Here is a 21,451-nt window from a genome sequence, read left to right on the forward strand (position 1 = left end):
CGCCGGCGCTGACGGACTTCGTGTTCATGGTCCGCGAGACCTCGCAGATGTTCATCACCGGCCCCGACGTCGTCCGCGCCGTCACCGGCGAGGAGATCACCCAGAACGGCCTCGGCGGCGCCGACGTCCACTCCGCCACCTCGGGCGTCTCCCACTTCGCCTACGACGACGAGGAGACCTGCCTGGAGGAGGTCCGCTACCTCCTCTCCCTCCTGCCCTCCAACAACCGCGAACTGCCCCCCGTCTCCCGCACCGAGGACCCCGCCGACCGGAGCACCGACTCCCTCCTCGACCTCGTCCCCGACGACCCCGGCCGCAGCTACGACATCCGGGCCGTCATCGAGGAGATCGTCGACGACGGCGAGTACTTCGAGGTGCACCCGGCCTGGGCCACCAACATCGTCTGCGCCCTGAGCCGGATCGACGGCGGCGTCGTCGGCATCGTCGCCAACCAGCCCGCCTCCTACGCCGGCGTCCTGGACATCGAGTCCAGCGAGAAGGCCGCCCGCTTCGTGCAGTTCTGCGACGCCTTCAACATCCCGCTCGTCACCCTCGTCGACGTCCCCGGCTTCCTCCCCGGCGTCGACCAGGAGCACAACGGCATCATCCGCCGCGGCGCCAAGCTCCTCTACGCGTACTGCAACGCCACCGTCCCGCGGATCTCCCTGGTCCTGCGCAAGGCCTACGGCGGCGCCTACATCGTCATGGACTCCCGCTCCATCGGTGCCGACCTCGCCCTGGCCTGGCCCAGCAACGAGATCGCCGTCATGGGCGCGGAGGGCGCGGCCAACGTCATCTTCCGCCGCGAGATCAACGCCGCCGACGACCCCGAGGCCGTGCGCGGGCAGAAGATCAAGGAGTACAAGGCCGAGCTGATGCACCCCTACTACGCCGCCGAACGCGGCCTGGTGGACGACGTCATCGACCCGCGCGAGACCCGCCGGATCCTCGCCCGCTCCCTGGCCATGCTCCGCGAGAAGCACGCCGACCTGCCCTCCCGCAAGCACGGCAACCCGCCGCAGTGACGGAAGGAGCCCCCATGAGCAGCGACTTCTTCATCCGCATCGAAAAGGGCAGCGCCGGCCCCGAGGAACTGGCCGCCCTGACGGCCGTCCTCCTCGCCCGCACCGCCGCCGGCGCCGACCCCGACGACCTGGCCCGCCACCACCGCGCCACCGCCCGGTGGACCCGCCCCGAACGCACCCCGCGCACTCCTGGGCCGCGCAGCTGGAGCGCCGCCCCGGCCCGCCCCGCCGCCCACCGCTGACCCCACCGCTGATCCCACCGGGAAAGGGAACCCACCATGACCTCCCAGAACGTCGTTCTGGTCACCTGCGCCACCGGCAACCTCGGCCCGCACGTCGTGCGCCGCCTCCAGGAGCGGGGCGCCACCGTGCGCGCGCTCGTGCTCGAAGGGGACCCGGGCATCGCCAAGCTCCCCGAGGGCGTGGAGCTCTTCCACGGCGACCTCGCCGACCCCGGCAGCCTGGACGCGGCCCTGGACGGCGTCGACGGCGTCTTCTGGATGTGGCCGTTCTTCACACTCCCGGTGGACACCGCTCCGGCCGTGCTGAAGAAGATCGAGGCACAGGCCCGGCGCATCGTCCTGGTCTCCTCCGTGGGCGTCCACATCGGCCTGGAGCGGGTGGACAACAACTGCCACGCCTACCTCGAGGAGCTCATCGAGGAGACCGGGCTCGACTGGACCTTCCTGCGCACCACCGGTTTCATGGCCAACGCCCTCGGCTTCGCCGGGCAGATCCGCGGCGACGGCGTCGTGCGCTTCCCGTACGGGGCCGCGACCCGCACCTCCGTCCACGAGGCCGACCTCGCGGCGGTCGGCGTGGAGGCCCTCCTCACCGACGGCCACGCGGGACAGAAGTACCTGGTCACCGGCCCCGAGGCGCTGAGCCAGGAGGAGCAGGTGCACCTCATCGGTGAGGCGCTGGGCCGCCCGCTGGGCTGGCAGGACGTCGAGCACGAGGCCGCCCGCAGCGCGATGGTGGACAGCGGCTGGCCGCCCTCGTACGCCGACGGCGCGCTGGACTACTTCGCCATGCTCACCAAGGAGAACGAGGTGGGTTCCACGGTGGTCCAGGACGTGACGGGCAGGCCGGCCCGCACCTTCCGGCAGTGGGTCGACGAGAACGTCGAGGCCTTCCGCTGAGCCGCGGGCGGCGGCGGACGCCGCCGCACCGGCCCGCACCACCCTTCGAGACCGACGGAGTTACACCATGACAGCAGTCGGCGCTTCCGCGCCCGAGGTCGGCTGGGTCACCTTCGGCACCCTGAAGGCGGACTCCCCCCGGACGGCCGCCGCCCTCGTCGAGAGCATCACCCGCGAGGTCACCGCGTGGGTGCGGCACACCCCCGGCTTCGTCTCCGCGCGGACGCACGTCAGCGTCGACGGGACCACGGTCGTCAACCGGGGCCAGTGGGAGAGCGAAACGCACTACCGGGAGTTCTTCCAGGAGAACCCGGCCGCGGCCGTGCTGCGGTCCCTGGCCGACCACCCCGGCGTGCTGGAGGCGACGGTGTTCGCGGGCACCGAAGCCCCCGGCCTGGAGGGGCCGGCAGCGGGCGCGGACCCCGGCATGGTCGCCGTCGCCACCCGCCACCTGGCCGGCGGCGACTCGGCCCGGGCGCTGATGGAGCTGCTGGCGGACAGCGGCGAGTGGAAGCGCTCCTTCCCGGGCTTCATCTCCGCCACGCCCCACTTCAGCGAGGACGGCGCGGCCTTCGTCAACTACCCGATGTGGGTGAGCGAGGTCGCCTACCGCTCCTGGATGGCCGACCCCCGCATCGGCGAGGGACAGGCGGAGATCGCCCGCCTGGAAGTCGCGCCGCCGCAGTACCTCGTGTGCACCGTCGCCTCCCACATCGACGCCGCGCCCGCCGGCTCCGCGGGCACCGCAGAGACCGCAGAGACCGCAGACACAGTGAACAGGACCACCACATGACCAAGCCTTCCGGCCCCAAGGCGGACGACCGCGCGGTCGAGCACGCCCTCAACGCCCTCTGGGAGCAGATCTACGACCCCCAGACCACCGCCATCATCGAGAAGCTGCCCATCCAGCGGGAATGGCGTTGCCTGGACGTCGGCTGCGGGGCCGGCTCCATGGCGGCCTGGCTGGCCGGGCGCGCCGACCGGGGCACCGTGCTCGCCGTCGACACCGACACCGAGCAGTTCGCCGCCGAGCGGCCCGCCAACCTGACCGTGCGGAACCTCGACATCGCCGAGGCGGACTTCGCGCCCGGCTCGTTCGACCTCATCCTGGGCCGGGCCGTGTTCGAGCACCTGGCGGACCCCGCCGCGGCGCTGGAGCGGGCGGTGAGCTGGCTGGCGCCGGGCGGCTGGATCCTCCTGGAGGACTTCTACTTCCTGCCCAGCGAGCACGCGCCGACCGCGGCCGGCCGGGCCCTCGTCGACGCCTATCTGCAGGGCTGGAAGGCCAAGGGCGCCGACATGCACTGGGGCCGCAGGCTCCCCTCGACCCTCGCGCGGGCCGGGCTGACCTCCATCGGCCTGCACGTCACCCCGCTCGGTCCGGGCCAGCACGCCGCCGACAACGACCTGATGCGCCTGCGGATGAAGCTGCAGGGGCCCGGGCTCGTCGAGAACGGCCTGGTCTCGGCCGAGGACCTGGCCGCGTTCGTCGCGGGGCTGGACGACCCGGCGGCGCGGGACGTGACGACGCTGGAGTTCTCCGTCTGGGGCCGCCGTCCTGAGGCGTAGGACCACCCGGCCCGGAGGGCCCCGTCCGCGTCCGCCACCCTTGGGCGCGGCGGTACCGGCACCGCGGCACCCGGGGGACGAACACGGCCGGCGGCCGGAAAGCACCACATCTGTACCGAGGTTTCGAGGAGAAACTGAATGAGTATCACCACCCAGCAGTCGTCCGGGACGCCTGCGCCGACCCGGCCGGGAGGGGCGGGGCAGGCGGCCACGCTCGTCCTGGTGGGCACGCTGACCATCATGGCGGGGGCGACGGTCGCCCCGGCCATCCCCGGGATCCGCGAGGCGTTCGCCGGCACCGCCCACGTGGACCTGCTGGCCAGGATGATCACCACGACGCACGCGCTCGCGATCGTGCTGTTCGCCCCGCTGGCCGGTGGCGTGGTCGAGCGCATGGGCAAGAAGAACGCCCTGATCACGGGCATGCTGGCGTTCGGCGTCGGCGGCAGCTCCGGCGCCTACCTGCCCGACCTGGTGAGCATTCTGGCCGGCCGCGCCGTGCTCGGCGTCGGCGTCTCCCTGATCATGACGAGCAGCGTCGCCCTGGTGGCCGACCTCTACGAGGGCAGCGAGCGGCAGCGCCTGCTCGGCCGGCAGACCGCCGCCGGCGCCTTCGGCGGCGTCGTCCTGCTGCTCGGCGGCGGGCTGCTGGCCGGCCTGGACTGGCACGTGGTCTTCCTGCTCTACCTGCTGGGCATGGTGCTGGTGGTCCCCGCGCTGCTGTTCCTCCCCAAGCGCGTCCCGGCCGTCGCGGCCGCCCCGGGGCAGGACGCCGCCGCGCCCGCCCGGAAGCGCGGCATACCCGGCCCGGTGCTGGCGGCGCTGGGCGCGATGATGCTGGGCCAGGTGGCCTTCTACTCCGTCCCCGTCCAGGTGCCCTTCCTGGTGGAGGACCACTTCGGCAGCAGCTCGGTGGTGTCCGGCGCCATCATCGCCGTACAGACGTTCTGCACCGGCATGGTCGCGCTGCGGTTCGCGTTCATCCGGCGGCTCGCGGGGGAGTACACCCTGGTCGCCCTCTCCTTCCTGGCGATCGCCCTGGGCTACACCGTCCTCTTCCTGGCCCCGAACGTGGCGGTGCTCGTCGTCGGCATGTTCTTCATGGCGGCGGGCCTCGGCTCGCTGATGCCCAACCTCAACAACTGGGTGCTGTCGGACGCCCCGCCGGAGTCCAGGGCCCGCTACGCCGGATTCCTGACCACGGCGCTGTTTCTTGGTCAGTTCATCTCCCCGCTGATCACCCAGCCGATCGTCGACGCGCTGGGGATCCAGCCGACCTTCGCGGTCGTCGCCGCCGGCGCCGCGGTGGTCTCGGGCGCCTACTACCTCGGCGGCCGCCGCGCCGCCAGGGGCTGACCGCCCGCCGGGAGGCGGCCGCACGGCCGGCCGCCTCCCGGCCCTTCCGACAGAGCAGGAGAACATGGCTTCCCCCGAATCCGCCCTCGAACGCGAGGTCGCGGCGCTCCGCGCCGAACTGCGCTCCCTGGCCGACCGCGTGGAGATCAGGGAGCTCTTCGACCGCTACGTCGTCGCCCTCGACACCGTCGACGAGGAGTCCTACGACGACGCGTGGTTCCGCACGGTCTTCACCGACGACGTCCGCCTCGTCTTCCCCGTCGGCGACCACCGGGGCGTTACGGGCCTGTGCGCGTTCCAGCGCACCGCCAAGGCCCGCTGGGCGCGCACCCACCACATCGGCACCAACTGCGTCGTCGAGGTGACGGGCGACCGGGCGGCGGTCAGGTCGCACCAGTTGGCGACGCACTCCCACCACGACGAGCCCCGGACGACGGAACACCTCTCCGTCGGCGGCCACTACACCGCCGAGGCCGTCCGCACGGACGACGGATGGCGGCTCAGCCGCATGGAATTCCACCCGGTGTGGCTCGCGGGGCCGCGCCATCCGTCCCTGGCCCACCTCGGAATCTGACGGCCCCGGTGCCCGCCCGGTGTGAGAAACATCCGGGCAATGGCAATTCCTTGTCAACTCCCCTTTCCCGGCTTGAGCGGTGCGCTCCGCGCACCCGATGATCGACGCATGGCCACGCACCGAACTGCTCGCCGGCGCGTCGAGCTGATACTCGACCTGACCTGCGTCCATTCCTATCTGGGATTCCACCGCTTCCAGGCCGCGGTACGGCGCTACCGAGCGGCCGGCGGCGAGGCGGACGTCACGTTCCTGCCCTTCCAGGTGGCCCCCGGCGCCCCGGCCGAAGGGGTGCCGCTGACCGAGATCCACCGGCGGGACTTCGGCGACCGGGCCGGGGAGCTCACCGCCCACATGGCGGCCGTGGGCGCCCGCGACGGCCTGGTGCTCGACTTCGGGCGCGCCATTTACGTCAACACCTTCGAAGCGCACCGGCTGCTGGCCGGCGCCGCTGCCGAGGGACACGGCGAAGCCGTCGCGGAGCGGTTGTTCCGGGCGTACTTCACCGAGGGAGCCGACATCTCGGACCCGGCGACCCTCGCCCGGCTGGCCGCCGAGGCCGGCCTGCCCGCGACGGCCGCCCCCGTGGAGGCCGAGGTGCTGCGGGCCGAACTGGCCCGGGTGCGGGGGCTCGGCACGCACGCCGTACCGCACTTCGTCTTCGATGGAACCACGGCCTTCACCGGGGCCCGGAGCGAACAGGTCTATTTCAGCGCGCTGGAAGCGGGATCCGGCAGCGCGCGATAGCCCGGAATTCCGCGCTCCCCGCACTGCCGCCCTTCTCCGTTCCGCCTTCCGCTTTTTCACCCCTGTTTTCTGTTGTTCCCTTCCACGAGGAGTAGATCCGTGTCCCAGACCCCCCTGAAGCTCGCCGTCATCATGGCCAGCGTCCGCGAGAACCGCTTCGGCCCGACCGTTGCGAACTGGTTCGCCAAGAAGGCCGAGGCGCACGGCGGCTTCGAGGTCGACTTCATCGACCTGGCCGACCACGAGCTGCCGTACGTGATCTCGCACCAGCCCTCCGCCGAGGTCACCGAGACCCTGTCGAAGATCACGCCGCGCCTGGAGCAGGCCGACGCCTTCGTCGTGGTCACCCCCGAGTACAACCACAGCTTCCCGGCCTCGCTCAAGAGCCTGATCGACTGGCACTACACCCAGTGGCAGGCCAAGCCGGTCGGCCTCGTCTCCTACGGCGGCCTCTCCGGCGGCCTGCGCTCCGCCGAGCAGCTGCGCCCGATCTTCGCGGAGCTGCACGCGGTCACGATCCGCGAGCAGATCAGCTTCCACACGGCCTGGGAGCAGTTCGACGAGAACGGCGAGCCGAAGGACGAGGCGGGCACGTCCGTCGCCGCCAAGACCCAGCTGGACCAGCTCGTCTGGTGGGCCGAGGCCCTGCGCGAGGCCCGCGCCCGCAAGCCCTACGGCAAGTAGGTCACTGCCGCTTCGCGGCCCCGGCTCAAGGGGCCGCAGGACGGCAGTCCTCCGCCGTATCGACCGAACGGACTGAACCCCCGCAGACCGTTCACCCGCCGGACGCGGCGGCCTCCCCCGGGCCGCCGCGTCCGGCGTTTTCGTCCCCTGCCGCCACCCACCCGGAAGCACTCATGGCCACCACCACGGCGAGGAGCACCCGCACCGGCCTGCTGCGCGCCCGCGCCCGCAGAGCCCTCTTCGACGCCCTCGACGTTCTCGCACCGGTCAGCCCGCACCGCCCGAAGGAGAACTGCGCATGAACGCCCGCCGCACCGACGCCGCACCCGCACCGGAGGAGGCCCGCCCCCTTCCGTGGCTCGCGGGCGACGACGAGGACCCGGGCCACGAGCCCCACATCGTGCGCGGCCTGGACTGATCGTGAACCTCACCGACACCGCCCCCGCGGTCCGCGTCCGCGACATCGTCCTCGACGCCGACGGCATCCCGCTGTCCGGCCTGATCGCCCTGCCCGAGGCGCCCCCGCGCGCCACCGTCGTCGCCGTCCACGGCGGCGGCATGCGCGCCGGCTACTTCCACGGCCTCAGCCACTGCGGGCAGTCCCTGCTCAACCTCGCCGCCGGCCTGGGCTACGCCGTCCTGGCGCTGGACCGGCCCGGCTACGGCCTGTCCGAGCCCAACTTCCCCCAGGGCGCCACGCTCTCCGAGCAGTCCCACGTCCTGCACAACGCCCTCGCCTCCTACGCGGCCGAGCACGACACCGGCGCCGGCATCTTCCTCATGGCGCACTCCTACGGCGGCAAACTCGCCCTCCACGCCGCCGCGGACCCGCGCGGCGCCGCCTTCCTCGGGCTGGACATCTCCGGCATCAGCCACCGCTACGCCGTCGACCCCGCCCGCCTCGACGACTTCCACGGCGTCAAGACCTGGCCGCTGCACTGGGGCCGTCTGGGCCTCTACCCGCCGGGCACCTTCAGCGCCGCCAAGCCCCTGGTCACCCCGATGCCCCCGCGCGAGGCCCAGGAGGCGCCCCGCTGGGCGCAGGCCTTCCCCGGCCTCGCCGCCCGCGTCCGCGTGCCCGTCCGCTTCACGTTCGCCGAGCACGAGGGCTGGTGGCACCACGACGAGGACACCATCGCCTCCATGCGCGCCCACCTGGCCTCGCCGCGGGTCGTCTTCGACCGGCAGCCGAACGCCGGGCACAACATCAGCCTGGGCTGGGCCGCCCGCACCTACCACCTGCGCGCCCTGGCCTTCGCCGAGGAGTGCCTCCTCGCCCGCGAACTGACGCCCGGCGGCCCGGCCCCGGCCCGTACGACCGGCCCCGGCGACCTCCCCGGGACCGCCCGCATCCCGTCCCCGCGATAGGTAGGTGAACACCGTGCAGCCCCTCATCGAGCACGCCCGCTCCCTGCGCCTGCGCATCGACCGCGACGGCCGCCGCGCGGAGTTCGGCGCCCTGGCCGCGGGCCAGTCGCCCATGGCCCTCTTCGTCACCTGCTCCGACTCCCGCGTCATCCCCTCCCTGATCACCGGCGCGCGCCCCGGCGACCTGTTCGAACTGCGCACCGCCGGCAACGCCGTCCCCGCCTACAGCCACGTGCGGCCCGGCGGCGACGCGGCCACCATCGAGTACGCCGTCGACGTGCTGCGCGTGCCCGACATCATCGTCTGCGGCCACTCCCACTGCGGGGCCGTCGGCGCCCGGACCCGCGGCGACGACCTCTCCGCGCTGCCCGCGGTCGACCACTGGCTCACCACCCAGCTGCCCGGCGACGCGGGCCACGAGCTCCCGGACACCGCCCGGCACGAGGCCGCCGACCCCGGGTTGCACGCCGCCGGACAGCGCAACGTCCGCGCCCAGCTCGAACGGCTGCACACCTACCCGTGCGTCCGCCGCCGCCTGGGCGAGGGCACGCTGCGGCTGCACGGCTGGTTCTACGGTGTGGACAGCGGCCTCGTCCTCTCCCTGGACGGCGAACTCGACGCCTTCATGCCGCTGTGAGGCACGGCATCGCGCCGCCGTGAGGCACGGGATCACGCCACTGTGAGGCAGGGGTTCATGCCGCGGTGAGCCACGGACGACCCCTGTCGGCGCGTTGCTTGATCCCTTACCCTCCGGGGAACGGACGCAGCCGATCCAGGCCTGCCCGACGTGCGAGGAGGCCACCATGAGCCGACCAGCGGAGCCCCGCCCTCGGGAGGGGCACGAGCGGGGAGGGGCCTTCCCCGCCCGGCACCTCCCGGCCGGCACCGGCGCCGGCGCCCCGTACGACCTCGACATCCGGCCCGAGGACGCCGGCTGGGCGCACTCCTCCCTCAAAGTCCTCACTCTTCCCCCCGGCGGCACCCACACCTTCCCCACCGGCTCCAGTGAGTGGGTCGTCCTGCCGCTCAGCGGCGGGTGCACGGTCGCCACCGGCGGGCTGTCCTTCGCCCTGCGCGGGCGCGCCGGGGTCTTCGCCTCCACCACCGACTTCGCCTACGTCCCGCGCGACACCACCGCCACCCTCACCTCGGCGGCCGGGGGCCGCTTCGCCCTCGCCGGCGCCCGCTGCGCGCGCGTCCTGCCCGCCCGCCACGTCCCCGCCTCAGCCGTCCCCGTCGAACTGCGCGGCACCGGCACCTGCTCCCGCCAGGTCAACAACTTCGCCGCCGCCGGCGTCTTCGAGTGCGACAAGCTCATCGCCGTCGAAGTCCTCACTCCGGGCGGCAACTGGTCCTCCTACCCGCCCCACAAGCACGACGAGCACCACCCGGGCGAGGAGTCCGAGCTGGAGGAGATCTACTACTTCGAGATCGCGGACGGGCCCGCCGGCACCCCCGGCCTCGGCTACCAGCGCGTGACCCCCTCGCGCGACAAGGGAACCGACGTGCTCGCCGAGGTCCGCACGGGCGACGCCGTGCTCATCCCCGACGGCTGGCACGGCCCCTCCATCGCCGCGCCCGGCCACGACATGTACTACCTCAACGTCATGGCCGGCCCGGGCGCGGAGCGCGAGTGGCTCATCCGCGACCACCCCGACCACGCCTGGATCCGTGACACCTGGCCCGGACAGCCCGTCGACCCCAGGCTGCCGCTCCACGAGGGCCACGAGGGCCATGAGAGCCATGAGAGTCACCAGGGCCATGAGAGTCACCAGGGCCGCGATGGCCACAACGGCTGCGACGGCCACGAGGGAGGCCCCCGATGACCACCACCCGCCGCCTCACCACCGCCCAGGCCCTGATCGCCTTCCTCGCCGCCCAGTACACCGAGCGCGACGGCCGGCGGCAGCGCCTGATCGCCGCCTGCTGGGGCATCTTCGGCCACGGCAACGTCGCCGGCATCGGGCAGGCACTGCTGGAGTCCGGCGACGCCATGCCGTACCACCAGGGGCGCAACGAACAGGCCATGGTCCACGCGGCCGTCGGCTGGGCCCGCCACCGCGACCGCCTCTCCGCCCACGCCGTCACCACCTCCATCGGCCCCGGCGCCACCAACCTCGTCACCGGCGCCGCCCTCGCCACGATCAACCGCCTCCCCGTCCTGCTCCTCCCCGGCGACACCTTCGCCACGCGCCCCGCCGACCCGGTCCTGCAGCAGCTCGAACACCCGGGCGCGGGCGACGTGTCCGTCAACGACTGCCTGCGCCCGGTCTCCCGCTGGTTCGACCGGATCACCCGGCCGGAGGCGCTCATCCCCGCCGCCCTGCAGGCCGTGCGCGTCCTCGCCGACCCCGTCGAGACCGGCGCCGTCACCCTCGCCCTCCCGCAGGACGTCCAGGCCGAGGCGTACGACTGGCCGGAGGAGTTCTTCGCCGAGCGCGTCTGGCACGTGCGCCGCCCCGCCCCCGACCCGGCCGAGCTGGCCGCGGCCGCGGCAGCCGTACGGGCCGCCCGCCGCCCCCTGCTGATCGCCGGCGGCGGCGTCCACCACAGCGAGGCCGAGGACGCGCTGCGCGCCCTCGCCGACGCGACCGGCATCCCCGTCGCCTCCACTCAGGCGGGCAAGGGCTCCCTGCACCACGCCCACCCCGCCGACGTCGGCGGCATCGGCCACACCGGCACGGCCGCCGCCGACGACCTGGCCCGCACGGCCGACCTGATCATCGGCGCGGGCACCCGCTACAGCGACTTCACCACCGCTTCGAACACCCTCTTCGCCGCCCCGGGCGTCCGCTTCGTCAACCTCAACATCGCCCCCTCCGACGCGCACAAGCTCGCCGCCCTGCCGCTCGTCGCGGACGCCCGCACCGGCCTGGAGGCGCTGACACAAGCCCTGGCCGGCCACCGCGTCCCGGAGGCGTACGAGAAGGAGTACGCGGCCGGCAAGCAGGCGTGGGAGCAGGCCGTCACCCGGGCGTTCACCGCGCGGGACGAGACGGCGCGCCCCACCCAGGCCCAGGTCCTCGGCGCCCTCGACTCCCTCGCCGACGAGACGGACATCGTCATCAACGCGGCCGGCTCCCTCCCCGGCGACCTCCACAAGCTCTGGCGCGCCCGCTCCCGCCGCCAGTACCACCTCGAATACGGCTACTCCTGCATGGGTTACGAGATCCCGGCCGCGATCGGCGTCGCCATGGCCGAGCCCGGCCGCCCGGTGTGGGCCCTCGTCGGCGACGGCACGTACCTGATGATGCCGACCGAGCTCGTCACCGCCGTGCAGGAGGGCGTCCCGATCAAGGTGGTGCTGATCCAGAACCACGGCTACGCCTCGATCGGCAGCCTGTCCGAGGCCGTCGGCGGTGAGCGCCACGGCACCGCGTACCGCTTCCGCGCCGCCGACGGCACGTACACGGGCGACCCGCTCCCCGTGGACCTGGCCGCCAACGCCGCCTCGCTCGGGATGCACGTGCTGCGCGCCCGCACGGCCGGCGAGCTGCGCGCGGCGCTCGCCGAGGCGCGCGCCTGCGACCGCCCCACATGTGTCTACGTGGAGACCGAAACAGCCGACACAGTGCCGGGCGCGCCCCCTGCCCAGGCGTGGTGGGATGTGCCTGTCGCCGGGGTCGCGACCCGCTCTGCGGCCCGCCGGGCCCGGGAGGAGTACGAGCGCGAAGCCGCCGCCCGCCGCCGCTATCTTTGACGTAGGAGAGGCCGACCGATGAAGACCGTCAACCACTGGATCGACGGCAAGGCCGTCGAGGGCGCCTCCGGCACGTACGGGCCGGTCACCGACCCCGCGACGGGCGTGCGGACGACACGGGTCGCGTTCGCCTCGGCGGAGGAGGTGGACGCCGCCGTCGCGGCCGCCAAGGCCGCCTTCGCGACGTGGGGCACGTCCTCCCTCGCCGCCCGCACCGCGATCCTCTTCCGCTACCGCGCGCTGCTGGACGCCCACCGCGCCGAGCTCGCCGAGCTGATCACCGCCGAGCACGGCAAGGTGCACGCCGACGCGCTCGGCGAGGTCGCCCGCGGCCTGGAGATCGTCGAGCTGGCGTGCGGCATCACCACGCAGCTCAAGGGCGAGCTGTCGACCCAGGTGTCCGGCGGCGTGGACGTCGCCGCGATCCGCCAGCCGCTCGGCGTCGTCGCGGGCATCACGCCCTTCAACTTCCCGGCGATGGTGCCGATGTGGATGTTCCCGCTGGCCATCGCCTGCGGCAACACCTTCGTGCTCAAGCCCAGCGAGAAGGACCCCTCGCCCGCGATCCTCCTCGCGCAGCTGGCCGCCGAGGCGGGGCTGCCCGAGGGCGTCCTCAACGTCGTCAACGGCGACAAGACGGCCGTCGACCGGCTGCTGACACACCCGGACGTCGCCGCCGTCTCCTTCGTGGGCTCCACGCCCATCGCCCGCCACATCCACCGCACGGCCACCGAGCACGGCAAGCGCGTCCAGGCCCTCGGCGGCGCCAAGAACCACATGCTGGTGCTGCCCGACGCCGACCTCGACGCGGCCGCGGACGCCGCCGTCTCCGCCGCGTACGGCTCGGCCGGCGAGCGCTGCATGGCCGTCTCCGCGGTCGTCGCGGTGGGCTCGGCCGGCGACGAGCTGGTGGCGAAGATCCGCGAGCGCGCCGAGAAGATCAAGATCGGGCCGGGCGACGACCCGTCCTCCGAGATGGGCCCGCTCATCACCGCGGCCCACCGCGACAAGGTCGCCTCGTACGTGCACGGCGCCGCCGCCCAGGGCGCCGAGGTCGTCCTCGACGGCACCGGCTTCACCGTCGAGGGCTACGAGAACGGGCACTGGATCGGGCTGTCCCTGCTCGACAAGGTGCGGGTCGAGGCAGACGCCTACCGCGACGAGATCTTCGGCCCGGTGCTGTGCGTGCTGCGCGCGGAGTCCTACGAGGAGGGGCTGGCCCTCATCAACTCCTCGCCGTGGGGCAACGGCACGGCCGTCTTCACCCGGGACGGCGGTGCGGCCCGCCGCTTCCAGCTGGAGGTCGAGGCGGGCATGGTCGGCATCAACGTGCCCATCCCGGTGCCGGTCGGCTACCACTCCTTCGGCGGCTGGAAGGACTCCCTCTTCGGCGACCACCACATCTACGGCAACGACGGCGTCCACTTCTACACGCGCGGCAAGGTCGTCACCACCCGGTGGCCCGACCCGGCCGACAGCGGCGTGGACCTGGGCTTCCCCAGCCACCGCTGAGCCCGCCCCGCTGCGCGGAACGCACTGGTCCGGAACGTAAGCTCAGGCCATGACCTGGTCCAGCGCGCTGCGGAACGCCGCCCGCGACGGGCTGACGATCGAGCGCACCAAGCTGACGCCCGTGGTCGCCGCCCGTGGTGCGCTCGGCGTGGCGATCGTCGTCGGGGTCACCCTGTGGCTGGGGACCCCGGCGCTCGCCGTGTCGTCCGCGTTCGGCGCGTTCTCCGCCGGCCTGGTGACGTTCCAGCGCAGCTGGCGGCCCCGGCCGGTGCTGGCGCTCGCCGTGGCGACCGGCCTCGCCGTCAGCACGTTCCTCGGCTACGTGGCCGCCTTCGACCCCGTCGTCTTCGGCACCCTGCTGACCGTCTGGACGCTGCTCGCGGGCATGGCCTGGGCGGTCGGGCCGGTCTCCGGCCTGGTCGCCACCCAGACCATCGCCGTCATGCTCGTCACCGTCACCCTGCCGACCTCCGTCATGGGGGCGCTGCACCACGCCGGGCTGATCGCCGTCGGCGGGCTCGTGCAGGCGGCCCTCATCGTGCTGCTGCCCGTCCGCCCCTGGGGCGTCCAGCGGGACGCGCTCGCCGACGCGCTGGCCGCCGAGGCGGACTACGCGCGCAGGCTCCGGCACGATCCGCGGGCCCTCTTCGACCCGCAGCCGCTCATGGACGCCCGCGAGGCCGCCGAGCTGACGCCCCGCCAGGCCCGCAGCCGGCCCCGCCAGCTGGGCGGGCCGCGCGGCGTCGCCGAACGGCTGCGGCCCGTCCTCGCCGCGCTCGCCGACCCCGTCCTCGGCGCCCCCGCCGAGGGCCCCGAACGGGACCGCGCGCGGGACCTGCTGGGCGCGGCGGCGACCGTGCTGGACGCGGTCGCCCGCGCCATCCGGTGGGGCAAGCCCGTGAAACTCCCCGACGAGGCCACCGCCGTCCTCACCGTGCCCGCCACCGGGCCGGTCCTCCACGGCGCCGCGCGGCGCTCCGCCCTGCGCCTGATGGCGCTCCTCGGTGACGCGGTCGACGCCACCGACGAACCCGTGCGCCGGACCTCGGCGCGCGGCGGCGGCCGCGAACACCGGCACCTCCTGCGGCCGTCCGTGCCGCGGCTCGTGCCCGTCGCGCTGCACGCCCTGCGGCGCGAGGCGCGCTGGTCCTCGCCGGTCGGGCGGCACGCGGTGCGGGTCGCCGCCGTGGTGCTCGCCGGTTACGCCGCCGGCACCGCCCTGCCGTGGGGGCACGCCTACTGGGCACCCATGACCTCCGTCATGGTCATGCGGCCCGACTTCGGGCAGACCTACTCGCGGGGCGTCGCCCGGTTCGCCGGGACGGTCGTCGGCGTGGCCGTCGCCGGCGCGCTCATGGCCTTCACCCACCCCGGGCCGTGGGTGTGCGCGGGGCTCGCGGTGCTGTGCGTCGGGCTCATGTACCTGCTGATGCGCACGGGCTACAGCGTCACCTCCGCCTGCATCGCCGCCTACGTCGTCTTCCTGCTGGGCATCGCGGGGGAGGGCTGGTCCCAGACCATCGAGGCGCGCGTCGCCCTCACCCTGCTCGGCGGACTCCTCGCCATGGCCGCGTACGCGCTCTTCCCCACCTGGGAGACGCCCCGCCTGCGCGACCGGCTCGCCGACTGGCTCACCGCCAACGGGCACTACGCGCTCGCCGTGCTCGGCGCGTTCGCCCGGCCGGAGGAGCGCAAGCCGCGGCGCGTACGGGAAGCCCTCCTGGACGCGCGGGCCGCCCGTACGGCCTGGGAGGAGATGGCCGGCCGCGCCCTGACCGAGCCCGTGCGCCACCGCGGGCTCTCCCGCAGCTCCGAGCGGGCCGCGGAGGCGGCGCTGGCCACGCTGGGCCGCGCCACGATGCTGATGGAGGCTCACCTTCCGGACCGTGGGGCGGAGCCGTCGAAGGGCGCGGCCGCCTTTGCCGCGGCGCTGGAGGCCGCGCTGCCGGCGGCGGCCGGGGCGATCCGCGACCGCCGCGCCCTCGACTGGACGGCCCCGCGGGAGGCGCTCGCCGCGTGGCGCGCGGACGAGGGTGAGGAGAGCGTGGCCGTCCGCGGCTCGGAACTCCTCCTGGACGCCCTGGACGAACTCGCGGCGTCCCTCTCCCCGGGCCCGGGCGGCCGCAACCGCGCCACGCGCAGGCCGTAGCGGCCCCGGGGCGGGGGCGCGGGGCGCCGCCTCACACTGCCGTGCCGGGCGCCTTTCTTCCGCCGCGACGGCGGGGGAGAGGCGGCCGTTTCACCTGGCATGGCCCGGCCGGGCACTTCCTTCCGCCGCGGCGGCGCGCAACCCCTACGGCGCATTCCGGCGGTGCCGGACCGCCCTGTCCGCCCGGTGCGGCACCACCGGTCTCCACTGCGGTGGCTGCGCGCTGTTGCGGCGGGGGAGACGCGGGCGCGCCACCTCGCATTGCCCTGCCGGGCACTTTCTTCCGCCGCGACGGCGATCAGCCCAGCGGCGGAGGCCGGCGGTGCCGAACCGCCCCACCCCCCGTCACGCCGTGAACAGCCGGTCCAAATGCCCGTCCAGCAAGGACACCGCCTCCTCCGGACCGCACGTCTCCATCAGGACCTGCGTCGTCAGGCCGTCCGTCAGGGCGATCAGGAGCATCGCCTCCGCGTCCGCGTCGCGGGACGTGTCCACCTCGCCCGCCGAGATCCCCTCCCGCACCCGGTCCGCGAAGAACGCCCGCAGCGCGGGAACGCCCTCCTTCGCGTGCCCGCGCAGCCGTTCGTCGTGCAGGGCCCGTACGAAGTAGGCGATCTGGACGAGGTTCCCGGTGCGGCTCGCGTCGTCCAGGGGGAGCATCTCCATGACCGTCTCCCGCAGGACGTCCCGCGGGGACGGCGGCCCGGAAAACCCCAGCAGGCGCGCCCGGATGCGCTCCTCCGCCAGCCCGCCCAGGTACTTGAGGGCGAAGACGAGCATCTCGTCCTTGCTGGAGAAGTAGTGCTGCAGCTGCCCCAGCGAGATCCCCGCCTCCGCCGCGACGTCCCGCAGGCTCGCCCCGTCCAGCCCCCGCGCGCACGCGATGCGCCACAGGGCCTCCGCGATCGCCCGGCGCCGCTCCTCGTGGTCCACGCGCTTGGGCACGCCCACCACCCCACCTTTCCAAGTCGCTCGTATTGCTATAGCTTATTCTCAATACAATTGACTTGGAAAAGCGGGAGCGGGGAGCGACGCGGCCATGGCACGACACGGACAGACGACGATCAGGCTCAGGCCGCCCCGCCACGGCGTCGCCCCTCGCGCCCGCCGCTGGTGGACCGTGCAGGCCTGGCTGACGGTCACCGGCCCCCTGCTGCTGACCGCCGTCACCCTCCTCGTCCTCTCCCTGCTCTTCTTCCCCGGCGCCCTCCCGTGGCTCGGCCCGCTGCTCCTCGGCGTCCTCGTCCTGCCCGCCGCCGGCTACGTCCTGGCGATGCCGCGCCTGCGCTGCCGCATCCACGCCTGGGAGGTCGGCGGCAGCGCGGTCTACGCGGCGGGCGGCTGGCTGCTGCACAAGCGGCGCATAGCCCCGCTCTCCCGCGTCCAGACCGTCGACACCGTGCGCGGCCCGCTGCAGCGCGCGTTCGGCCTCGCCACGGTCACCGTCACCACCGCCTCCACGGCCGGCGACGTCCGCATCACGGGCGTGTCGGACGAGGACGCGGAGCGGATAGCGGCCCGCATCACCGAGGCCGCCCGCCTCGCGCCCGGTGAGGGTGACGCCGCATGAGCGACTCTCCGATGAGCGGCCTTCCGGCCGGCGGCCCCCGCCCCGGCGAGCAGCCGTGGCGCACGCTCGACCCCCGTACGATCGCCGTGCACTGCACCTGGATGGGCGCCCCCCTCGGCTCGCTGGCCCTCACCGCGCTGGCCACCGGCGGCCGGCTCGACACCCGCGCGTGGATCACCCTCGCGGTGATCGGCGCCGTCTTCGCGGCCGTCACCACCTCCGGCGTCATCACCTGGCGCCGCACCCGCTACCGCGTCACCGCCGACGCCATCGAGCTCCGCACGGGCCTGTTCACCCGCAGCGTCCGCGCGATCCCCCTGCACCGCGTGCGCAACGTGGACATCACGGCGAACCCCGTCCAGCGCCTCCTCGGCCTGGCCGTGCTGCGCGCCGGCACGGGCGGCGGCGGGCAGGGCGGCGAGCTCTCCCTGGACGCCCTCGCCCGCCCCGAAGCGGTGCGCCTGCGCGCCGAGCTCCTGGCCCGCGCCGGCGCCGGCCGCACCGACGACCCGGTGCTCGCCACCACCGACCTTCGCCGCCTGCGCTACGCACCGCTGACCTTCTGGGTCGTCGGCGGCGTCTTCGCCGCGGCGGGCACCGTCTGGCGCGTCCTCGACGGGATCGGCGTCCAGCCGTGGCGCATCGGGTTCGTGCGCCGCGCCTTCGAGGACTTCGGCAACAGCGCGCTGTGGCTCACGATCCCGCTCGCGCTCCTCGCCGTCACCGCCCTCGGCTGCGTCGGCGCGGTCGCCCTCTACGCCGAGAACTGGTGGAACTACCGCCTGGAGTGGACCGACGCGGCCACCTTGCGCGTCCGCCACGGCCTGTTCACCACCCGGTCCGTGTCCATCGAGCGTGCCCGCCTGCGCGGCGTCGCCCTGCGCGAGCCGCTCCTGCTGCGCGCGGGCGGCGGCGCGAGCGTCCGGGCCGTCGCGGGCGGCCTGGGCGACAAGGAGGAGAACCGCCGCCGCAGCGTCGTCCTGCCGCCCGCCTCGCGCGGCGAGGCGCTGCGCGTGTGCGACGGCGTGCTGGGCGAGCCCTTCGCCCCGGCCGGGCTGACGGCCCACCCGCGGGCCGCGCTCCGCCGCCGTGTCGTCCGGGCCTTCGCGTGGTGCGTGCTGCCGCCCGCCGTCGCGCTGGCCGTGCTGGGCGCGCTCCTGACGCCCGTCCTGCTGTACTGCGCGGCGGGCTGGCTCGTCCTGGCCGCACCGGTCGCGTACGGGCTGGCGCGCGACGCCTACCGCGGGCTCGGGCACGGCCTCCGGGGCCGCTTCCTGTTCGTGCGCTCCGGCACGTTCGGCCGGGAGACGGTCGCGCTGGACCGCTCGGCCGTGCTGGCGTGGACCTTCACGGACACCCCGTTCTCGCGCCGGGCGGGCCTCGTCACGGCGACCGCCGCCGTCGCCGCGGGAGAGGACGGATACCGCATCCGGGACATGCCCGCCGGTACCGCCGCGGGCTTCGCGGAAACGGCCACTCCGGGCATGCTCGCCGAATTCCTGGAGCGCGGCGAACACAGCGGCACATAAAAGGATTTGTCCGGTCCGCTTAAAGTTTTCCGAGCAGTTTTTGTTATCGTCGCGCCCCATCCGCATCTCCTATGTGTCGGACCGAACGGATCGACTCCCGAAACGGAATGCCGGAGAAGGGTGGCGGAGCGTGAACAGTCAGAGCGTGGCCGTGGTCGAGGCGGCGCGAGCCGGGGACACGGCGGCACAGGACGAGCTCGTCGCCGCCCACCTGCCGCTCGTCTACAACATCGTCGGCCGGGCCCTGGGCGGCCACGCCGACGTGGACGACGTGGTCCAGGAGACCATGCTCCGGGTCATCAACGGCCTGGGCGAGCTGCGGGACGCGGCCGCGTTCCGCTCCTGGCTCGTCGCCATCACCATGAACCAGATACGCAGCCACTGGCGGGAGCGCCCGGAGGCTCCCGTCAGTGGCCTGCAGGAGGTTGCCGAGGTCGCCGACCCGGAGGCGGACTTCGTCGACCTCACCATCGTCCGGCTCGGTCTGCAGGGGCAGCGCAAGGAGGTCGCCGAGGCCACGCGCTGGCTCGACGACGACGAGCAGACCGTGCTCTCCCTGTGGTGGCTGGAGGCCGCCGGCGAGCTCACGCGCGCCGAGGTCGCCACCGCCCTGGAGATGACCCCGCAGCACGCGGCCGTCCGCATCCAGCGCACCAAGGCCCAGCTGGACACCGCCCGCGGCGTCGTACGGGCCCTCGCCGCGCATCCGCTCTGCCCGCAGCTCGGGGACGTCGTCGCCTCCTGGGACGGCGCTCCGTCCGCCCTGTGGCGCAAGCGCGTCGCCCGCCACGTGCGCGGCTGCGGCCGCTGCGCCGGCGCGCTGTCGGCGCTGGTCCCGGCCGAGGGGCTGCTCGTCGGCCTCGGACTGGTGCCCGTCGGGGCGGCGCTGCTGGGCTGGTGGCCCGGCGGCGCGATGCTGCGGACGCAGCAGGTGGGCCACGCCTCCCCGGCCGCCTCCTCCCAGGCTTCCTCCCACGCCGCCACCGGCGGCACCCGCGCCGGCCGCCGCCGCGCGGGCAACGGCCATGGCGACGGCAGCCGCGGCCACCGCGCGAGCCGCCCCCGCACCGCCCGGCGGGCCGCGGCCGGCGCCGCCGTCCTGGCCGTCCTCGCCGGCGGCGGCCTCTACCTCTTCACCGACTCCTCGGACGGCAAGAGCGTCTCGGCCAAGGACGGGCAGACGGCGCAGAACCGGGTGCAGGCCCTCGACGCCAGCACGGCCGCGCTGCCGCCCAGCGCCTCGCCGTCCCCGTCGGCGAGCGCGTCCGCGTCCGCGTCGGCCAAGCCGTCCGCGTCCGCGTCGGCCTCCGCCTCGCCCTCGTCCTCGGCGCCGGAGCCGAGCCGGTCCGCCGCCGCGAAGCCCTCGCCCGAGGCGAAGAGCGCGGCCCCGGCCAAGAGCGCCCCCAAGGCCGCGGGCCCCGGCGGCGGCTCCCTCGGCCAGCAGGTCACGGCCCTCGTGAACGCCGAGCGCGCCAAGGCCGGCTGCTCGCCCCTGACCGAGAACAGCACGCTGGACAGGGCGGCCCAGGGCCACTCCGACGACATGGCCGCCCGCGGCTTCTTCGACCACACCAACCCCGACGGCAAGGGCCCCGGCGACCGCATCACCGCCGCCGGCTACAACTGGAGCACGTACGGCGAGAACATCGCCTACGGGCAGCAGACGCCGGCGTCCGTCATGGACTCGTGGATGAACAGCGACGGCCACCGCAAGAACATCCTCAACTGCTCCTTCAAGGAGATCGGCGTGGGCGTCAACCAGGCGCCGGGCGGTCCCCGCTGGACCCAGGTCTTCGGCGCCCGCTGACCCGTCCGCCGGCCCGTCCGCCGGTCCGTTCGCCGATCCCGTCCGCAACGAGGCGCCGCGTCCGTCGTTGGACAGACGTGTCCGCACCGTATGCACCCCCGAACGCCCTGCGCGTCAGCGGGGTGCACAAGTCGTACGGTGCCCGGCGGGTGCTGCGCGGCGTCTCGCTCGAACTCGGCCCCGGCACCCTCGCCGGCATCGTCGGTGAGAACGGCGCCGGGAAGACGACGCTGCTGCGCATCCTGTGCGGGCAGACCGCCGCCGACTCCGGTGCCGTCGAGCACCGGGGCCGGCTCGGCTACTGCCCCCAGGAGACGGTCCTCAACGACTTCCTCACCGTCGAGCAGCACCTGCGCTACTTCCAGGTCGCCTACGGGCTGGGGAGCACGCGGCGCGCCGAGGAGCTGATGGAGGAGCTCCACTTCTCCGGGTACCGGCACTCCCGCGTCGCCGTGCTCAGCGGCGGGACCCGCCAGAAGCTCAACCTCACGCTCGCCCTCATGCACGACCCGCAGGTGCTGCTGCTCGACGAGCCGTACCAGGGCTTCGACTGGGAGACCTACCTGCGGTTCTGGAGCGTCGCCACCCGCCTGCGCGACCGCGGCCGCTGCATCCTGGTCGTCTCCCACCTCGCCTGGGACACCGAGCGGCTCGACGCCCTCTACCGCCTGCACGACGGCGTCGCGGCGAGCTGGCGGCCCGGCCGGGGCGGCGGGTGAGCG

21 protein-coding genes are annotated in these 21,451 nt (G+C 74.1%); 20 read left to right on the forward strand and 1 reads right to left on the reverse strand.

From position 1 onward, the window contains the following. From ACOTKD_RS03540 to ACOTKD_RS03615, 16 genes are all read left to right on the forward strand, one after another. Nucleotides 1–1,025: acyl-CoA carboxylase subunit beta (locus ACOTKD_RS03540; RefSeq protein ID WP_424887384.1), on the forward strand; the 1,025-nt coding region annotated here is incomplete at its 5' end. 14 nt (nucleotides 1,026–1,039) lie between these two features. Next, on the forward strand, nucleotides 1,040–1,267 hold the full coding sequence (locus ACOTKD_RS03545; RefSeq protein ID WP_424887385.1) for an acyl-CoA carboxylase epsilon subunit: 228 nt from the start codon (nucleotides 1,040–1,042) through the stop codon (nucleotides 1,265–1,267). Between the two features lie 36 nt (nucleotides 1,268–1,303). After that, nucleotides 1,304–2,167: an NAD(P)H-binding protein gene (locus ACOTKD_RS03550; protein WP_424887386.1), complete on the forward strand. Its 864-nt coding sequence runs from the start codon at nucleotides 1,304–1,306 to the stop codon at nucleotides 2,165–2,167. A gap of 67 nt (nucleotides 2,168–2,234) precedes the next feature. After that, a complete protein-coding gene (locus ACOTKD_RS03555) occupies nucleotides 2,235–2,960 on the forward strand; it encodes a hypothetical protein (protein ID WP_424887387.1) in 726 nt (241 codons plus the stop codon). Further along, entirely contained in the window at nucleotides 2,957–3,736 is a 780-nt protein-coding gene (locus tag ACOTKD_RS03560) for a class I SAM-dependent methyltransferase (RefSeq protein WP_424887388.1), read from the forward strand. Before ACOTKD_RS03555 ends, ACOTKD_RS03560 begins: the two co-directional genes overlap by 4 nt. 138 nt (nucleotides 3,737–3,874) lie before the next feature. Next, nucleotides 3,875–5,092: an MFS transporter gene (locus tag ACOTKD_RS03565; protein ID WP_424887389.1), complete on the forward strand. Its 1,218-nt coding sequence runs from the start codon at nucleotides 3,875–3,877 to the stop codon at nucleotides 5,090–5,092. A gap of 64 nt (nucleotides 5,093–5,156) precedes the next feature. Beyond that, nucleotides 5,157–5,666, forward strand: a complete 510-nt coding sequence (locus ACOTKD_RS03570; protein WP_424887390.1) for a nuclear transport factor 2 family protein — start codon at nucleotides 5,157–5,159, stop codon at nucleotides 5,664–5,666. A gap of 108 nt (nucleotides 5,667–5,774) precedes the next feature. Then, nucleotides 5,775–6,410: a DsbA family oxidoreductase gene (locus ACOTKD_RS03575; protein ID WP_424887391.1), complete on the forward strand. Its 636-nt coding sequence runs from the start codon at nucleotides 5,775–5,777 to the stop codon at nucleotides 6,408–6,410. 99 nt (nucleotides 6,411–6,509) lie between these two features. Continuing rightward, complete coding sequence (locus tag ACOTKD_RS03580; protein WP_424887392.1) at nucleotides 6,510–7,094, forward strand: NADPH-dependent FMN reductase; 585 nt, start codon at nucleotides 6,510–6,512, stop codon at nucleotides 7,092–7,094. Between the two features lie 173 nt (nucleotides 7,095–7,267). Next, nucleotides 7,268–7,396 carry a hypothetical protein gene (locus tag ACOTKD_RS03585; protein WP_424887393.1) on the forward strand — a complete coding sequence of 43 codons (129 nt, stop codon included), beginning with the start codon at nucleotides 7,268–7,270 and terminating at the stop codon, nucleotides 7,394–7,396. Nucleotides 7,397–7,514: 118 nt separating this feature from the next. Then, nucleotides 7,515–8,462, forward strand: a complete 948-nt coding sequence (locus ACOTKD_RS03590; protein ID WP_424887394.1) for an alpha/beta hydrolase — start codon at nucleotides 7,515–7,517, stop codon at nucleotides 8,460–8,462. 13 nt (nucleotides 8,463–8,475) lie between these two features. Then, nucleotides 8,476–9,099, forward strand: a complete 624-nt coding sequence (locus ACOTKD_RS03595; RefSeq protein ID WP_424887960.1) for a carbonic anhydrase — start codon at nucleotides 8,476–8,478, stop codon at nucleotides 9,097–9,099. Nucleotides 9,100–9,265: 166 nt separating this feature from the next. Then, on the forward strand, nucleotides 9,266–10,288 hold the full coding sequence (gene iolB / locus ACOTKD_RS03600; RefSeq protein WP_424887395.1) for a 5-deoxy-glucuronate isomerase: 1,023 nt from the start codon (nucleotides 9,266–9,268) through the stop codon (nucleotides 10,286–10,288). Further along, nucleotides 10,285–12,162, forward strand: a complete 1,878-nt coding sequence (gene iolD, locus ACOTKD_RS03605; protein ID WP_424887396.1) for a 3D-(3,5/4)-trihydroxycyclohexane-1,2-dione acylhydrolase (decyclizing) — start codon at nucleotides 10,285–10,287, stop codon at nucleotides 12,160–12,162. The genes iolB and iolD overlap by 4 nt, the downstream gene beginning before the upstream one ends. 18 nt (nucleotides 12,163–12,180) lie before the next feature. Beyond that, nucleotides 12,181–13,674 (forward strand): CoA-acylating methylmalonate-semialdehyde dehydrogenase, encoded by a 1,494-nt coding sequence (locus ACOTKD_RS03610; RefSeq protein WP_424887397.1) that lies wholly within the window; start codon nucleotides 12,181–12,183, stop codon nucleotides 13,672–13,674. A gap of 49 nt (nucleotides 13,675–13,723) precedes the next feature. Next, nucleotides 13,724–15,823 (forward strand): FUSC family protein, encoded by a 2,100-nt coding sequence (locus ACOTKD_RS03615; RefSeq protein ID WP_424887398.1) that lies wholly within the window; start codon nucleotides 13,724–13,726, stop codon nucleotides 15,821–15,823. 345 nt (nucleotides 15,824–16,168) lie between these two features. Here the strand turns inward: ACOTKD_RS03615 and ACOTKD_RS03620 are convergent, their stop codons facing one another. Then, nucleotides 16,169–16,768 (reverse strand): TetR/AcrR family transcriptional regulator, encoded by a 600-nt coding sequence (locus ACOTKD_RS03620; protein WP_424887399.1) that lies wholly within the window; start codon nucleotides 16,766–16,768, stop codon nucleotides 16,169–16,171. A gap of 94 nt (nucleotides 16,769–16,862) precedes the next feature. On the opposite strand from ACOTKD_RS03620, the gene ACOTKD_RS03625 reads away from it, so the two are divergent. The 4 genes from ACOTKD_RS03625 (at nucleotide 16,863) to ACOTKD_RS03640 (ending at nucleotide 21,448) form a co-directional block, all read left to right on the forward strand. Beyond that, entirely contained in the window at nucleotides 16,863–17,393 is a 531-nt protein-coding gene (locus tag ACOTKD_RS03625; protein ID WP_030366378.1) for a PH domain-containing protein, read from the forward strand. Continuing rightward, entirely contained in the window at nucleotides 17,390–18,922 is a 1,533-nt protein-coding gene (locus tag ACOTKD_RS03630) for a PH domain-containing protein (RefSeq protein WP_424887400.1), read from the forward strand. Before ACOTKD_RS03625 ends, ACOTKD_RS03630 begins: the two co-directional genes overlap by 4 nt. 130 nt (nucleotides 18,923–19,052) lie before the next feature. Further along, complete coding sequence (locus tag ACOTKD_RS03635) at nucleotides 19,053–20,729, forward strand: sigma-70 family RNA polymerase sigma factor (protein WP_424887401.1); 1,677 nt, start codon at nucleotides 19,053–19,055, stop codon at nucleotides 20,727–20,729. Between the two features lie 77 nt (nucleotides 20,730–20,806). Beyond that, the gene (locus tag ACOTKD_RS03640) at nucleotides 20,807–21,448 is read left to right on the forward strand and encodes an ABC transporter ATP-binding protein (RefSeq protein ID WP_424887402.1); all 642 of its coding nucleotides are present in this window, start codon (nucleotides 20,807–20,809) and stop codon (nucleotides 21,446–21,448) included. The last annotated feature ends 3 nt before the right edge of the window (nucleotides 21,449–21,451 follow it).

The sequence above is a fragment of the Streptomyces sp. XH2 genome (assembly GCF_049725035.1).
GTDB lineage: Bacteria > Actinomycetota > Actinomycetes > Streptomycetales > Streptomycetaceae > Streptomyces > Streptomyces roseoverticillatus.